At 41.0% G+C, this 16,546-nt stretch carries 11 protein-coding genes and 1 pseudogene; 11 read left to right on the top strand and 1 reads right to left on the bottom strand.

Translation table 11 applies throughout. The annotated features are described in order from the left end of the window. The first annotated feature begins 31 nt into the window (after positions 1-31). Both ACFILN_RS00840 and tolB read left to right on the top strand, forming a co-directional pair. Complete coding sequence (locus ACFILN_RS00840) at positions 32-1,504, top strand: cell envelope biogenesis protein TolA (protein WP_375670651.1); 1,473 nt, start codon at positions 32-34, stop codon at positions 1,502-1,504. A 38-nt stretch (positions 1,505-1,542) separates the two neighbouring features. After that, a complete protein-coding gene (tolB, locus tag ACFILN_RS00835; protein WP_375654367.1) occupies positions 1,543-2,868 on the top strand; it encodes a Tol-Pal system beta propeller repeat protein TolB in 1,326 nt (441 codons plus the stop codon). 1,083 nt (positions 2,869-3,951) lie between these two features. Here tolB and ACFILN_RS00830 read toward each other — a convergent pair. Beyond that, positions 3,952-4,698 carry a YebC/PmpR family DNA-binding transcriptional regulator gene (locus ACFILN_RS00830; RefSeq protein WP_254492472.1) on the bottom strand — a complete coding sequence of 249 codons (747 nt, stop codon included), beginning with the start codon at positions 4,696-4,698 and terminating at the stop codon, positions 3,952-3,954. Positions 4,699-5,066: 368 nt separating this feature from the next. Between ACFILN_RS00830 and ACFILN_RS00825 the strand changes: the two genes are divergently transcribed. From ACFILN_RS00825 to ACFILN_RS00785, 9 genes and pseudogenes are all read left to right on the top strand, one after another. Further along, the gene (locus ACFILN_RS00825) at positions 5,067-5,768 is read left to right on the top strand and encodes a DUF1013 domain-containing protein (RefSeq protein WP_273790461.1); all 702 of its coding nucleotides are present in this window, start codon (positions 5,067-5,069) and stop codon (positions 5,766-5,768) included. Positions 5,769-5,972: 204 nt separating this feature from the next. Continuing rightward, a complete protein-coding gene (gene pal, locus ACFILN_RS00820) occupies positions 5,973-6,494 on the top strand; it encodes a peptidoglycan-associated lipoprotein Pal (RefSeq protein WP_273790460.1) in 522 nt (173 codons plus the stop codon). A gap of 52 nt (positions 6,495-6,546) precedes the next feature. Then, positions 6,547-9,060, top strand: coding sequence for a tol-pal system protein (locus ACFILN_RS00815; protein WP_375670649.1), 2,514 nt, complete (start codon positions 6,547-6,549; stop codon positions 9,058-9,060). A gap of 18 nt (positions 9,061-9,078) precedes the next feature. Further along, complete coding sequence (gene tilS, locus ACFILN_RS00810) at positions 9,079-10,566, top strand: tRNA lysidine(34) synthetase TilS (protein WP_375667329.1); 1,488 nt, start codon at positions 9,079-9,081, stop codon at positions 10,564-10,566. 114 nt (positions 10,567-10,680) lie between these two features. Next, positions 10,681-12,843, top strand: a complete 2,163-nt coding sequence (ftsH, locus tag ACFILN_RS00805; protein WP_375637580.1) for an ATP-dependent zinc metalloprotease FtsH — start codon at positions 10,681-10,683, stop codon at positions 12,841-12,843. A 551-nt stretch (positions 12,844-13,394) separates the two neighbouring features. Continuing rightward, positions 13,395-14,768: a phosphoglucosamine mutase gene (gene glmM / locus ACFILN_RS00800; RefSeq protein WP_375617881.1), complete on the top strand. Its 1,374-nt coding sequence runs from the start codon at positions 13,395-13,397 to the stop codon at positions 14,766-14,768. A 575-nt stretch (positions 14,769-15,343) separates the two neighbouring features. Further along, positions 15,344-15,565 carry a hypothetical protein gene (locus tag ACFILN_RS00795; protein WP_375670647.1) on the top strand — a complete coding sequence of 74 codons (222 nt, stop codon included), beginning with the start codon at positions 15,344-15,346 and terminating at the stop codon, positions 15,563-15,565. A gap of 164 nt (positions 15,566-15,729) precedes the next feature. Beyond that, positions 15,730-15,930, top strand: a pseudogene (locus ACFILN_RS00790) (HigA family addiction module antitoxin). A gap of 291 nt (positions 15,931-16,221) precedes the next feature. Further along, entirely contained in the window at positions 16,222-16,341 is a 120-nt protein-coding gene (locus ACFILN_RS00785; RefSeq protein WP_375630941.1) for a type II toxin-antitoxin system RelB/DinJ family antitoxin, read from the top strand. Positions 16,342-16,546: the final 205 nt, after the last annotated feature.

Below are 16,546 nucleotides of genomic sequence, written 5' to 3'. Positions count from 1 at the left end.
AAAAATGTAAGGCATAAATAAGGCATAAAGAATGAATAAAGACTCCTATCATAGTATGAAACGAGGCTTGGCTTTATCCCTTGTGGTCCATGTCATTTTTCTCAGTTGGGGAGCCATTCAGTTTACAAGCTCTGTCTCTTTACCACAACCATTGGAAGCAATTCCCATTACTCTTGCTCCTTTAGTGGACGAGTTTTCTTCTCAACAAGGAGCCGTGAAGGCTCCTATCCGTGCAATCCCTGCCATAAAACCAACTATGCAGCCACAAGAGAAAGAAGATGCACGCCATATTGGAGAGGGACAAATAGATAGTCTTGCACCATTTCAACCAAAGGAAAAGCCGCGTCCCGTTGAAACAGCATCGCCACCATCAAGCGAGAACACATCAGAAACATTTGCACCAGAACTTACAAAACCAGAATTATTAGAAGCAAAAACAGAGGATGCGCCCAAGGTTGCACCTGAGATGCCTTTGGAGGCACCACCGGAGGATGCGCCCAAGGTTGCACCTGAGATGCCTTTGAGAGCGCCGGAGGATGCGCTCAAGGTTGCACCTGAGATGCCTTTGGAGGCACCACCGGAGGATGCGCCCAAGGTTGCGCCTGAGATGCCTTTGGAGGCACCAGAGGATGCGCCCAAGGTTGCGCCTGAGATGCCTTTGGAGGCACCAGAGGATGCGCCCAAGGTTGCGCCTGAGATGCCTTTGGAGGCACCACCGGAGGATGCGCCCAAGGCTGTACCTGAGATGCCTTTGGAGGCACCAGAGGATGCGCCCAAGGTTGCGCCTGAGATGCCTTTGAGAGTGCCGGAAGATGCCTCTAAGGTTGCGCTCAAGCTTGCGCACAAAAATGAAGAGATGATATTGCCAAAAGAATTGGCTCCAACGGTCCCAAAAGTACCAGCAGAGCAGATTGTTCATCAAGCGCCCAAAATTGTACTTCCAGAAAAATCTCTTCTTCCACAGTTTAAACCAAAGTTTGACGAAAAATCTCCAAGGAAGAATGAGGCTGCATTGAATCAAAATACGCCAAAGCTTAACAAGAAAAACCAAGAGAAACAGACCATTGAAGATATTTTAGCTCTGGAGGAAAATAATTTGCTTAATCGTGCGCGGTCACAAGGAGGGGGGGCAAAACGTTCTCATACACCAGAAGCTTTGGGTGCAAGAAAAAATATTAATGATACCACAAAAATGGCACAAACATTGGTCAATATTGCGGGGGGATGTATTCAACAGAAGCTTAAACTTGTGGCGCTTGGCGGCGATTTAAAAAACCGTCCGGTTGTGCGGTTGCGATTTTACTTAGACCGTGAAGGGATGGTTGTGGGTGATCCTATCATTGATCCCGTAAGCGGCCTTGAGAGTCAACAAGCTATTATGATAAGGCAGGTGTACGCTGCTGTCTTTTCATGCCAACCTTATGCAGATCTCCCACGTGATCAATATGATCTATGGGGGCAAGGTTTTGACTTTAATGTTGATCCCCTCCAAGAAATAAGATGATAAACGAGAAAAAAGCGCTTAACGAAAGGACACATTCCATGATGACTATAACGAGACATAAAGTTTTTGCTTGGTTTATTGTCACTTGTGGGTTGTGGCTTTCAAGTATTTCATCGGGTTATGCGCAATTGAAAGGAACTATTTCGAGCGCTGATTTTAATCCCATTCCCATTGCAATTACAGACTTTATTTCCAATGATTCGATTGGGTTGAAAATATCTGCTGTGGTGACAGCCGATCTTGAACGGTCGGGGCTTTTTTTACCGCTTGATAAAGCAAATTTTTTTGAAAACATTTCTAATCCTAATAAACAACCGCATTTTGCTTCTTGGCAGAAAATAAAAGCGCAAGGTTTAGTTACTGGGCAAGTCATGAGAGAAATCGATGGACGTTTGAGGGTCGATTTTCGTTTATGGGATGTTTTTGGACAAAGACAATTGAAAGGACGGCGTTTTTATACCGCGACAGAACGTTGGCGGCGTGTGGCACATATGATCGCAGATGAGATCTATAGTGAGATGACAGGAGAAAGTGGTTATTTTGATACACGAATTGTTTTTATCGATGAAACAGGACCCCAAAATGCACGCATTAAACGCTTAGCAATGATGGATCAAGATGGCGCAAATTTGATTTATATGTCTGATGGAAGTGAATTGGTGCTTACGCCGCGTTTTTCTCCAAAAAGACAAGAAATGACCTATATGGCTTATGAGGACAATCAAGTACCTCATGTTTATCTCCAACAAATTGAAATGGGGCAAAGAGAGTTGATCGGAACGTTTAATAACATGACAATTGCTCCACGTTTTTCTTCTGATGGACAAAAAGTTATCATGAGTTTGTTACAAAATGATGGGAGTGCCAATCTTTACACCATGGATTTACGAACCCGTACGATGACGCGACTTACAACAACTTCTGCTATTGATACTTCTGCTTCTTATTCACCGGATGGAAAACAAATCGTCTTTTCTTCAGATCGTAGTGGAAAGCCGCAAATCTATAAAATGAATGCGGATGGGAGTGATATTCAGCGTATTTCTTCAAACGATGGGAGTTATTCAACACCTATTTGGTCTCCACGGGGTGACTATATCGCCTTTACAAAACAATTAAACGGACAATTTTCTATCGGTGTTATGCGCCCTGATGGACAAGGAGAACGAATTTTAACCACGGGGTTTCACAATGAAGGACCAACTTGGGCCCCTAATGGTCGTGTGCTGATGTTCTTTCGCAAAAATCCCGGTATGGGACCAAAAATTTATACGATTGATATTACGGGTCGCAATGAACGTCAATTACCCACCCCCAATGATGCTTCAGATCCAGCATGGTCGCCTTTGCTCAATATACAATAAAACAAAATGCTTAAAAATAGAATATAGAAGGAATACAGTCTCAAGTTTAAACAATCTCAATAGTTTTTTAATTATTTAAAAGAAGGAATTGATTATAGTGGGCATGGGGAGTTATGTAGGTTTCATCTATCATCTACGGTTGTTGATCGATAATGGAATTTCCTTGGGGGAAAATGCTTAAAAAAATTCAAAACAATACCTTGAAAAAATAGAGTCGAAAATTCTGAGATCTCTAGATTTCAATTTTTTATTCAAAGTGTCGCTATATATATTTTTTTAAGCTTCCTCTTCGATTTTGTTTGTGAAGAGTCCTCTTGTCAGGGGGGGCTGTTGCTCTTTGATGTGTTTTATTCAAGTACGCGGTTGTTTTAGGTCTGAATATTGATTGATTGGTAAGAGCAAAAGGACAGATTTTTAAGATAAATGACGTTATTTTAGAAATATACGATGCTATAAAGTTAATGCCATAAAGTCAAAAATTTATCCGCAACAGATTAGAGAGATGTACCGCCTTTTTGTACAATACTTTGCTAAACAATCAGCTCTGGCTTTCTATTTGCTTATTTTTATTCTGTGATGTTGTAAAAACACTGTCCTTTGAAGTGTGGTGATATAGGGCGTATAAATAGGACGTATAAACCTCCTTGATATATTCTAAGTGTTTTTAAGTGCGTGGCGAATATTTAGGGGAGTGCATGTTTGTTGAGCCTTAAGTTTCAAGTGAATTTTATGAGTGATTCGTCATAGGAATACGTTAGGAAAATCCCAATTGTTTAGAGGCTAGATCATTTTCATCACTTGAGAGCGGAGAGGAGGTTCATCTTAAAGAACAAAAAGATCAAATAGAGAGGGGATATAGGGATAATTTTTGGGGCATGTAAGAAAGGCGTGAGGCTACAGAGTTTTGTATGCTTTCTTTTTTTTGGTTATGTTTTCTGAAATTAATTGCGGTTTTCTTGTTGCACTGACAGCTTTTCCCCGCTATTGACGCGGGGCTTTTATATGTGGCGGATAAAGAGGAGAAGTGACAGATGCTTTTGAAGCCCTCATGAATGAAGAGAGGGCTTATGCAAATGATGGGAATTATACAGACAATTTTGCCAAAATCTCATCACTGACATCAAAATTGGCATAAACATTTTGCACATCATCATCTTCTTCTAATGTTGAAATCAGCCGTAAAACGGACAAAGCTTTTTCTTCATCTATTGGTGCAAGGGTGGTGGCTTTCCAAATCGTTTTAATCGATTCTGCTTCACCAAGTTTTGCTTCAAGTGTTTTGGAAACTTCACCAATATCTTCAAAGGCGCAGGTAATATGATGTCCGGTTTCTTCTGATTGCACATCTTCGGCACCGGCTTCAATTGCTGCATCCATGATGTTATCGGCTGTCCCTGCTTCTGGCTTATAGATTATTTCACCAATCCGATTAAACATGAAACTGACCGATCCTGTTTCCCCTAAGGCACCTCCTGATTTTGTGAAGGCGGCGCGCACATTTGAAGCGGTGCGGTTGCGGTTATCAGTTAAAGCTTCAACAATGACGGCAACGCCACCTGGTCCATAACCCTCATAGCGTACTTCATCATAATTTTCGACATCGGCGCCTGACGCTTTTTTAATCGCGCGTTCAATATTATCTTTCGGCATCGATTGTGCTTTGGCATTTTGAACAGCCAGCCTTAAACGTGGATTCATGGCTGGATCAGGAGCACCTTGTTTTGCTGCTACGGTAATTTCGCGTGCAAGTTTAGAAAATATTTTCGAGCGCATTGCATCTTGACGCCCTTTACGGTGCATAATATTTTTAAATTGTGAATGGCCTGCCATAGTTTTCCTTCCTATTTGAGGGCTTTCTTTCCAGTTGGATACTCTTTAGAATTTAAGGCGATAAAGCACGCATCCCACCAGAATAAATGTGCCACAGCATGAGGTGAAATAATCGAATAAACCCTTTATAAGAAAATTCATCTTAAAGGTAAAGACACCTTAGTTGAGGATCATTACAAGAGAGATCTCTTGTCGTTGAGCAAAAATAACGCTATAACAGAATGTAATCTCATAGCAAAATGGTTTATTCCATGCCTCGCTTTGTTTTAGGAGTGGTTGGAGAGACCTAAACATATAAAAAAGTTCCAGTGCTCTTGAGTGGGCGGTAACCTGCCTCATAGAAGAGGCGCAGAAGAGGATTTATAAAAATGGCAACGCAACTTTTGATGCCCAAAGCAACAGCTGTTTGGTTGGTTGATAATACAGCTCTTTCTTTTGATCAGATTGCAGAATTTTGTAAATTGCATGTCTTGGAAGTAAAAGCTATTGCCGATGGTGATGCGGCTTATGGTATTAAAGGTTTAGATCCGATTAGTTCTGGGCAATTGACGCGCAGTGAAATTGCACGGGTGGAGGCTGATCAAAACGCACGATTGAAAATTTCTCAATCTAGGGTGCATATTCCTGAAAAAAAACGTAAAGGGGCGCGCTATATCCCTCTTTCTCGACGCCAAGATCGTCCCAATGGTATCCTATGGTTGGTTACAAACCATCCCGAGTTGAAAGATGCACAAATTGCACGGTTGATTGGGACAACAAAAGCGACAATTGAACAAATCCGCCTTAGAACCCATTGGAATAGTGCAAATTTGGTTCCTCTTGATCCTGTAGGGCTTGGTTTGTGTTCGCAAATCGATTTAGATTTTGAGCTCCAGCGTGCGGCGAAAAATCGCCCTGTTGCTGCAGAAGAAGATAGGTCGTTGCTTCCCGCTTCTGTGACGGAAAACGCTGCTCTAGAGGAAAATGAGAGTGAAGACAATCTGCATAAGACTTTTGACGCTGATAAAGTTTTTGCAAAGCTGAACGCGCTGCAAAAAAATCGTCAAGATCAAGATCAAGATGATGCATAAAAAGCCATGACGCATAAGGGAAACATTTCTTATGGAAATGTTAGAGGAATGGCCAAAGAGAAGAAAAATTGGCAGAGACTTAAAAGTAAAAATGAGGACGAAAAAAAACAGAAAAAATTTCGTCTTCATTAGGAATTAACGGTTATTCTTAAAAATATTTTTAAGAATTGACCCTTCTTTACCAAATTCAAGGAGAAACGGACTATGCGCTCTACCAAAAAAACCATCTCTCATTCCTTAGCTATCCTCTTTCTTTTCTCACTATGCTTGGGTGGGTGTGGCAAAAAAAATGTTGGTGCACTTAACGGTATGAATGGCGCTTATATGAATGATGCTGGTTTGAATCAGATGTCACCAGGTTCAGGACAAGAATTTACGGTTAATGTGGGTGATCGCGTGTTTTTTGGTCTCGATTCTTCTTCACTTGATGCTGATGCTGAACGTATTTTAACGCGCCAAGCAGAATGGTTGCTTCATTATCCTTATTATTCTATTATGATCGAAGGTCATGCTGATGAGAGGGGAACACGTGAATATAACTTGGCACTTGGACAGCGCCGTGCTGTTGCTGTGCGAAACTATTTGGTGTCTCTAGGTGTGTCTGCACAACGGATTCAAACAATTTCTTACGGAAAAGAAAGACCTGTAGCAGTATGTGATGATATTTCCTGTTGGAATCAAAATCGACGTGCTGTGACAACGTTGAATGACATGAATAGTCATTAAAAAGAAGATTGTTTGTTTCAACTATTTAATAAGCTCTTAAGGGGAAAAAAGAATGTATCGTAAAATCAATTGGAAAACACTCTTTTATATGGGGGTTTTCATAGCTTGTTCTACTTCACTTGTTCAAAGTGCGGCACGAAAGGCTTCCGAATATCCTGCACATGATACGGATAAAGTTGATGCAGTTGATAAGGCAACTGATGATGTTAAGAAAGCGCCTGAAGCAGCCGATAAAGCAGCATCTGATGCGGCGGAAAAAGCCACTGACGCTGTTGATAAGGCTGTCGATGATGTGAAGAAAGCACCTGAAGCAGCTGATAAAGCAGCATCTGATGTGATAGAAAAAGCCACTGACGCTGTTAATAAGGCTGTCGATGATGTGAAGAAAGCACCTGAAGCAGCTGATAAAGCAGCATCTGATGTGATAGAAAAAGCCACTGACGCTGTTAATAAGGCTGTCGATGATGTGAAGAAAGCACCTGAAGCAGCTGATAAAGCAGCATCTGATGTGATAGAAAAAGCCACTGACGCTGTTAATAAGGCTGTCGATGATGTGAAGAAAGCACCTGAAGCAGCTGATAAAGCAGCATCTGATGTGATAGAAAAAGCCACTGACGCTGTTAATAAGGCTGTCGATGATGTGAAGAAAGCACCTGAAGCAGCTGATAAAGCAGCATCTGATGTGATAGAAAAAGCCACTGACGCTGTTAATAAGGCTGTCGATGATGTGAAGAAAGCACCTGAAGCAGCTGATAAAGCAGCATCTGATGTGATAGAAAAAGCCACTGACGCTGTTAATAAGGCTGTCGATGATGTGAAGAAAGCACCTGAAGCAGCTGATAAAGCAGCATCTGATGTGATAGAAAAAGCCACTGACGCTGTTAATAAGGCTGTCGATGATGTGAAGAAAGCACCTGAAGCAGCTGATAAAGCAGCATCTGATGTGATAGAAAAAGCCACTGACGCTGTTAATAAGGCTGTCGATGATGTGAAGAAAGCACCTGAAGCAGCTGATAAAGCAGCATCTGATGTGATAGAAAAAGCCACTGACGCTGTTAATAAGGCTGTCGATGATGTGAAGAAAGCACCTGAAGCAGCTGATAAAGCAGCATCTGATGTGATAGAAAAAGCCACTGACGCTGTTAATAAGGCTGTCGATGATGTGAAGAAAGCACCTGAAGCAGCTGATAAAGCAGCATCTGATGTGATAGAAAAAGCCACTGACGCTGTTAATAAGGCAATTGATGATGTGAAGAAAGCACCTGAAGCAGCCGATAAAGCAGCATCTAGCGCGGCGGAAAAAGCCACTGACGCTGTTAATAAGGCTGTTGATGCTGTTAAAGAAGCGCCTGAAGCAGCCGATAAAGCAGCATCTAGCGTGGTGGAAAAAGCCACTGACGCTGTTAATAAGGCTGTCGATGCTGTAAAAGAAGCGCCTGAAGCAGCTGATAAAGCAGCGTCTAGCGCGGTGGAAAAAGCCACTGACGCTGTTAATAAGGCAATTGATGCTGTAAAAGAAGCACCTGAAGCAGCTGATAAAGCAGCATCTGATGTGATAGAAAAAGCCACTGACGCTGTTAATAAGGCTGTCGATGCTGTAAAAGAAGCACCTGAAGCAGCCGATAAAGCAGCATCTAGCGCGGTGGAAAAAGCCACTGACGCTGTTAATAAGGCTGTCGATGCTGTAAAAGAAGCACCTGAAGCAGCCGATAAAGCAGCATCTAGCGCGGTGGAAAAAGCCACTGACGCTGTTGATAAGGCAATTGATGCTGTAAAAGAAGCACCTGAAGCAGCCGATAAAGCAGCATCTAGCGCGATGGAAAAAGCCACTAGTGTTGCGGAGCACCAAGGGATTATTTTAGAGAATCAACAGGCTTTATTTAAAGATTATGATTTAGATAAGCTTTTGCATAAGATACGAATGGTGCTTGAGCATAACAGTCTAAAAAATGTTAACAAGCAGTTTCACGAGCTTTTTGATACAGAAGCCTCTTCTGTTTATTCTTGTTCTTTTGAAAAGTCTGCTGTAGATGAAAAATCTCAGACTGTAAAAGAAGAGATAGAGCAGGACCATAGTACAGGTGATCAGACAAAGGTTGCTGCTGTGGAAGCTAAGGTGGAGAGCCATGATCATGAAAACAGTCAACCTTTTAACAAAGCGCATGAAGTAAGTGCTCCAATTGAAGCACATCAGAGTGACAATCTTTCTTCTTCTAAAGCTTTGTATAAGGAAGGGTATGATTTTATTCGTTCTGCTAACTATGTTGATGCTGAAAAAAGCTTTTGCGCTTTTCAAAATCGTTACAAAAAAGATTCTTTGAGTGATGATGCTTTATTTTGGTTGGCCGAATCTTTGTTGGGGCAAAAACGCTATCATGAAGCAGCACAAGTTTATCTTACCGCATGGTATGCAGATAAAAAGAAGCTCTATACCTCTGAGATTTTGCTGAAATTAGCAAGAAGTATGGTCGCTCTTGAGCCAAATAAAGACGATTGTGCTCATTTTGTGAAAAAATCAAAACGTCAACAAACATTAGCATCTGTTTTTTGTAAACCTGCAAAATAAACAGCGAGGTCGTTTTCGGTGTGCGTTAGACTGGCAAGAAATCTCTTTAAAACATCGGATTTTATTCAATGTCAGAAGTTGATTCTTGCCGTCTCAGGGGGAAGCGATTCTTTGGCTTTGATGTTTTTGGTCAAAGAGCATTTGGAAACTCTCGCATTTCCTCCAGAAATGATTGTTGTCACGGTTGATCATCAATTGCGTAAAGAATCGATGCGTGAAGCAGAAACTGTTGCGAAAATTTGTCGTGTCCATGATATTCAACATATCACTGTGCGATGGGAAGGCGAAAAGCCAAAGACGCATATTGCTTCCAGCGCGCGTGTTGCACGCTATGATCTCTTGGTTAAAGAAGCACAAAAACAAGGCGCATCACTTATTATGACGGGGCATACACTCAATGATCAGGTTGAGACCTATCATATGCGGTATCAACGTCTCCAAAAGAATAGAGGTGCTTTATATAGTGAAGCTGTTGCTATGCGCGATGAGGTTTATGCCAGTGGTTTTGCTGGTGCTTTGCGCGGTGAAGCCGAGGGTATACGTGATGAGGATCATACCAGAAAAACGAGAAAAAATATTGCCGAAAAAAACTATGGTCCCCTTTATGAGCGCGGTTTATCCTGTATTCCGCGTGAGGCGTTGTTGCATAGAAAAGTGCGTTTGATTCGGCCACTCCTTGGTGTAAAACGCCAAACATTACGGAATTATTTACGCTTACAAGGACAAACATGGATTGATGATCCAACCAATGAAGATCGCAATTTTGAACGTGTGCGCGTGCGTCAATCTCTTTCTCCACAAAAATTGGCTTATATTGCTCAAAAAATAAATGAAGCCGCATTGCAGCGTCGTCAACAAGCCAAAAATATTGCTGATTTGATCTTAGCGCTGGATATTACTGTCCAACATGGGCGTTGTTTCATAGCAAAGCCTGCGCTATTTTTACAGAAACATTCCAGTTTTCCTTTCGTGGTGGGGCTCTTTGCTGTGCTGATGGGAGGGGGATTTTATTTGCTCCCCAATCAGAAATTAAGCATGCTTGTTCAAAAACTCTGTCTCGATTCTCCAGAAAAGAAGCGTTTTACTTATGCGGGTTCTGTTATTGAATATAACAAGCACGGAATTTCTTTGTGGCGTGAAGGGCGAAATATGAAAGAGGCTATCGTTGAGCCAGATAAAACTTTTATATGGGATGGGCGCTATCATATCACAAATCATGGATATGAGGCTATAAAGGTTGGAGCCGCAAATTTAGAACAGCTGAAATTTTTATTAAAAAATAGCGATTTTGAGCTTGAAAAGCCTCATTTTCCCTCTTTACAATCGCTGCTGATGATCTCAAATCATAAAGGGTATGATATTCCAGAGTTGATTTCTCAAGCAGTTGTTCATAAACATGTTATCGTCAAGCGGATTATGGCACCTTTCGATTGGCTTTCCTCACGAGAAGATGCTGCCTTGGTGAATGTTGTGGAACCTTTTTTTAATATTGAGGTGAAAAGATAAAGGAAAATTACTCTAAAAGAAAATAAACAGCTTCTCATCCCTTGGCAAGGGGCTGACAAGGTTATATGTTAAGGGGAACTGTTTGAAATCTATATTTGATTAAGTGGGCTGAATATGAATTCCAATTACCGCTCTCTCCTTATTTGGGGAGTTATTGCCTTGATTTTGATTGTGTCGTTTTCTCTCTTTAATGGAGATAGCCAACGTTCTGGTGGTGGAGAAGTCTCCTATTCTGAATTTTTGCAAAAAGTTGAGAATAATGAGTTGAAATCTGTGACCATTCAAGGTCAAAAATTAACAGGGAAAACCATTGAACATAGAGCTATTTCAACCTATGCTCCTCGCGATCCAGGTTTGATACAAAAGTTGGAAAGCAAAAACGTCAATGTTAAAGCTATTCCTGAAAGCTCTGGAAATAGCATTTTCCTCAATCTCCTCTTTTCCTTATTACCTGTTATTATTATCGTGGGGGCGTGGGTCTTTTTTATGCGGCAAATGCAAAATGGATCACGTGGTGCAATGGGATTTGGGAAATCGAAAGCAAGATTGCTTAATGAAGCGCAAGGACGTATTACCTTTAAAGATGTTGCTGGCGTTGAAGAAGCAAAGCAAGATCTTCAAGAAATTGTTGAATTTTTACGCGAACCACAAAAATTTCAACGCTTAGGGGGGCGTATCCCACGCGGTGTTTTGCTTGTTGGTCCTCCAGGAACCGGTAAAACTTTGCTAGCACGTTCTGTGGCAGGTGAAGCCAATGTGCCATTCTTTACCATTTCAGGGTCTGATTTTGTTGAAATGTTTGTTGGTGTTGGGGCAAGCCGTGTGCGCGATATGTTCGAACAGGCTAAAAAAAATGCACCTTGTATTATCTTTATCGATGAAATTGATGCTGTTGGACGCCATCGGGGGGCTGGTCTTGGCGGTGGAAACGATGAACGTGAACAGACCTTAAACCAGTTGCTTGTCGAAATGGATGGATTTGAGCCCAATGAAAGTATTATTCTTATTGCCGCAACAAACCGTCCTGATGTCCTTGATCCTGCTTTATTGAGACCAGGGCGTTTTGATCGGCAAGTTGTTGTGCCAAACCCTGATGTTTCTGGGCGTGAGCAAATCTTGAAAGTGCATGTGCGCAACGTGCCTTTAGCGCCTAACGTTGATTTGAAAATTTTGGCAAGGGGAACACCAGGATTTTCCGGTGCGGATCTGATGAATCTGGTCAATGAAGCTGCTCTTATGGCTGCGAGCCGTAATAAAAGAGTTGTCACGATGCAAGAATTCGAAGATGCCAAAGATAAGGTGATGATGGGGGCTGAACGTCGTTCAACCGCTATGACACAAGAGGAAAAAGAACTCACTGCTTATCACGAAGCAGGACATGCTATTGTGGCTCTTAATGTGCCGGTTGCTGATCCTGTCCACAAAGCAACAATCGTTCCAAGGGGAAGAGCATTGGGAATGGTGATGCAATTGCCTGAAGGCGATCGCTATTCTATGAGTTATCGGTGGATGATTTCTCGTTTGGCTATTATGATGGGTGGACGTGTGGCTGAAGAATTAAAGTTTGGAAAGGAAAATATCACCTCCGGTGCTTCTTCTGATATTGAGCAAGCAACGAAATTAGCACGTGCAATGATCACACGGTGGGGATTTTCTGATCTGCTTGGAAATGTAGCTTATGGCGATAACCAAGATGAAGTCTTTTTGGGTCATTCTGTTGCGCGAACACAAAATGTCTCTGAAGAAACAGCACGCATGATTGATATGGAAGTGCGTAAGCTTATTGATGATGCCTATAAAAATGCGACAAACATTTTGAAAACAAAAAGAAAAGAATGGTTTGCTTTGGCACAAGGTTTGTTGGAATATGAGACTTTAACGGGAGCTGAAATTAACGAAGTTATTGCAGGAAAGCCTCCTTCACGCACACAGAAAGATGAGGGTGCTGCGCCACGGGGGTCTTCTGTTCCAAAAACTGGAAAAATGAAGACAGAGACAACAGTGGTAGATGAAAAAAACGCTGAAGCAGTCTCTAAAACAGCGCCTCATAAAGTAGAGACCGATAAAGGCGAGGCAGACAAAGCAGAGGCAGCTGTTGGGAAAAAAACAGCAAAATCCAGTAATGTTGCGCTTAAGGAGGCTCAGTCTAAAGAAGTGCAATCGGATGAGACTGAGAAAAAAGCACAAAGCACAAAAGGTACTACAAAATCAGTCAACCGCTCTAAAAGTAATGCTGAAAAGAAGTCCAATACTGCGGGAGATGATAAAGAAAAATAAGAATTATTTAATACCGCTTGAGTGACGATGTTTTAGGAAAACTTCTAATTTTTTTGAGAAAGGCGCAAGTTTTGTTTGCGCCTTTCTTATAATATTTGCAAAAATATGGAAGCAAAAAATTAAGCAAAGCCGTTGTATTATGACGGCTTTAGCATGCTACAAGGCGAGGTGGACTGTTGCTTTTCTAATGTGGTAGGGTTGTGAGGTTAGGCGATAGATTTCCTTGCTGATTTTGTAGGGTATGAGGTTTGGTGCTGGGTTTCTTTACGGATTTAGCAAGTGTGTGAGATTATCCGTTGGTTGTATTAAAGGGGTGTATAGAGCATTTTGAGGAGATAATATTGCTTTTATGTGGAAGGGTGTAAACATAATTGCTTGAGAGTGGTTTAGATGTGTAGATGGTGAATAGGGGGCTTGATTGTTTAAATGCATGAAGGTTTAGATCAATGATCTGATTTTATACGGGGAGCGGGGGGACTATTGTACCAAGGGGGCTTGTTAGGGGTTTAAGGAAAAGCCAAGGGAAGAATTATATATTAAAGGAAAGAGGCATGGTGCAAAAATATTTTGGTACAGATGGAATTCGGGGGAAAGCCAATTCATTTCCTATGACACCCGATTTTGCCATGAAGGTAGGGATGGCTGTAGGGGTTTTATTTCGCTCACAACATCAATCTCATCGTGTGGTGATTGGCAAGGATACACGATTATCTGGTTATATGTTGGAAAACGCTTTGGTTTCAGGATTGACTGCTGCGGGGATGGAAGCTTTTTTATTGGGTCCAGTGCCAACCCCTGCTGTTGCAATGCTTTGCCGCTCTTTGCGAGCGGATCTTGGAGTGATGATTTCTGCTTCTCATAATCCGTTCTATGATAATGGAATTAAACTTTTTGGTCCTGATGGTTTTAAACTTTCAGATGATATGGAAGCCAAAATTGAACAATTGATCGATACAGATCTTTCAAAATCTTTAGCAAGTTCTGCCGAAATTGGTTATGCAAAACGGGTTGAGGGGGATATTTATCGTTATATTGAATATGCCAAACGAACTTTGCCGCGTGATGTTCGCTTAGATACTGTGCGTATTGTTGTGGATTGTGCCAATGGGGCTGCTTATAAAGCGGCTCCCCGTGCTTTATGGGAATTGGGGGCTGAGGTTTTTGCTATTCATGATGAACCCAATGGGACCAATATTAATCAAAAATGTGGATCAACCGATTTAAGCTCTTTAAAACGAAAAGTGCATGAAGTGCGTGCTGATGTGGGGATTGCTCTTGATGGAGATGGAGATCGTGTTCTCATTGTTGATGAAAAAGCACAAACGGTTGATGGAGATCAGTTGATTGCTGTAATTGCTGAAAATTGGCATAAAATGGGACGATTACGGTGTAATGGTGTTGTCACAACGATTATGTCAAATCTTGGACTGGAACGTTTCTTGAATAGCAAAGGGTTGCACCTTGTAAGGACAAAAGTTGGAGATCGTTATGTTGTCGATGCCATGCGCCAAAAGGGATATAATGTTGGTGGTGAGGCTTCTGGCCATATCGTGCTCAGTGATTTTGGTACAACGGGTGATGGCTTGGTGGCTGCATTGCAGATTTTAGCCTGTATGAAGGAAAGTCAAAGCCCTATGAGCCAATTGTGTAAACGGTTTGAACCTGTACCGCAAATTTTAAAAAATGTAACGATTAAAAATAAAAATGTCCTGAAAAAAAATCCAGTCAAAACGGCCATTGATCAAGCAGAGAAGCGGTTGGGAAAAGAGGCACGGCTGGTGATCCGCGCTTCTGGAACTGAGCCGGTTATCCGCCTTATGGCTGAAGGCGATGCACGAGAAGTATTGGACACTGTCGTGACAGAGTTGATGGATGTTATTATTCATCATGATGTACGCATGGGGACTGCACTTGAGGAATCTTGATTTTTTTGAGAAAATTATCAGATCATCTTTGAATAAAGGTCTGATTTTAATGCGGGATTTTGGCAATTACAAAAGGTATGATTATTAACTTTGTTAGTGATGTAATAACGGTAATGGATACTCTATCTACGAACAAATTAAATAAAAAAGGGAAAAGTCTAATTCTAATAACTACAATGCGTATAGAGTTCTCTATAGTTCGTAAGATATAAAAAATATGCCTTTTTTTGATTTTCCTTTTTCTTTTACTTATTCGTAAACCGGTTATTAGTTTAACAGAGTTTGTAGGGGGAGTTTATTAGTGTTATTCATTCTTTTTACTGGACATACAGCGGGTGCAGCGCCCCATGAACATCAAACAGCAATGGTCATTGTGGTTATATCATCTTGATGTTTCTAAGTGCCGCTGCCAATTGGAGATATGATACGCTCCTATTACGTTTAGCTCCTCCTAATTATGAACTTATACTTTTCCAATAATTAGTAGAATAATGAGAAAGAGATGAGAATAAGCAATTTTTTCACGACAGTTCTAATGTTTATAAAGTAAAAAAAGCCGTGTGATGTAAAAAATAATGAACATTTTTTGGATCTTGGAGGGGGACACTCTATATTCATTTATGATTTTAGGATTTAAACATAAAAGGATTGAAGCCTTCTATAATACTGGTACGACTGAAGGGATTAGAACCGCCCATGCTCAAAAATTAAAGCGTATTCTAAGTGCTCTTGAAGGAGATGTATCGCCAAAAGATTTTGAGTTATCCGTCCTTTTGATTACATCTGCTAAAGGGTGATTTCAAGGATTATTAGTCAATTACTGTAAATGGAAATTGTCGCGTAATATTTCGCTTTGATAGCATAGATGTCGAAATGGTTGATTATCTGGATTATCATCAAAAAGCAGATCTAAACAATGATGAAGAATCCTTCACATCTCGGTGAATTATTGTGAGAAGATGTGATCAAAGAGCTTGGTTTATCCGTTAATGAAGCAGCAGAGTAGCTTGGTATATCTCGTGTAGCACTTTCTAGAGTTTTAAATGGAAAAGCCGCTATGAGTGCTAATCTTGCTATTAGGCTTGAAATGTCTGGTGTAAGCACAGCACGTGCTTGGCTTGCTATGCAAACAAATTATGATTTATCAAAAGCAATTTTTTAACAACAGTCTCATGATCAAGATTGCATAAAAGAGTTTCAAATGGCAGTTAAGTTTTTGCAACAGAGACAACAGGAGAAAATCAACGCAATAGCGCGTGCAAGATCAATAGATATGATACGGTAAGGGCAAGGATAAAGCCTTATGCTGTATAAGCCCTATTAAGCCATACGGTAAAAGAGAGGTAATCAAAGGAGGTGTTTAATATGGGTGTGACAAAAGATGTTGTATGTGCCTGCATAGATAGGGCGTTAAAAAAAATCCGATGAAATATTAGCAAGTTTAGGACTTCCGGTGTCTGATTTTATCCGGATTGCTTTGACAAAAGTTGTTCATGAAAAAGGATTGCCGTTTGATATGTCTATTTCTAATGCGAAAACGCTTAAAACTTTCGAGAAAAGTGACAAGGGTTAAGAGAAGTGACAAGGGTAAAGAGGTATGTATTGCTAAAGATAGGTAAGATTTGTTTTGTCATTTGGATATTTGATATTTCTGATCATTCACTTCAAATTAGCTTTTCATTTACATCATTATCGTTATGGGTGTTTCCGTATATTGAATGATGTATGCAAACCGTGATTGAAATGGCAGCTTATTGAATTTCTGTGAAAGAAGAAGG

The organism is Bartonella sp. CL434QHHD (genome assembly GCF_042195145.1).
Classification (GTDB): Bacteria; Pseudomonadota; Alphaproteobacteria; order Rhizobiales; family Rhizobiaceae; genus Bartonella.
Note: the sequence above shows the minus strand (reverse complement) of the source record. Positions and strands in the feature narration are given on the sequence as shown.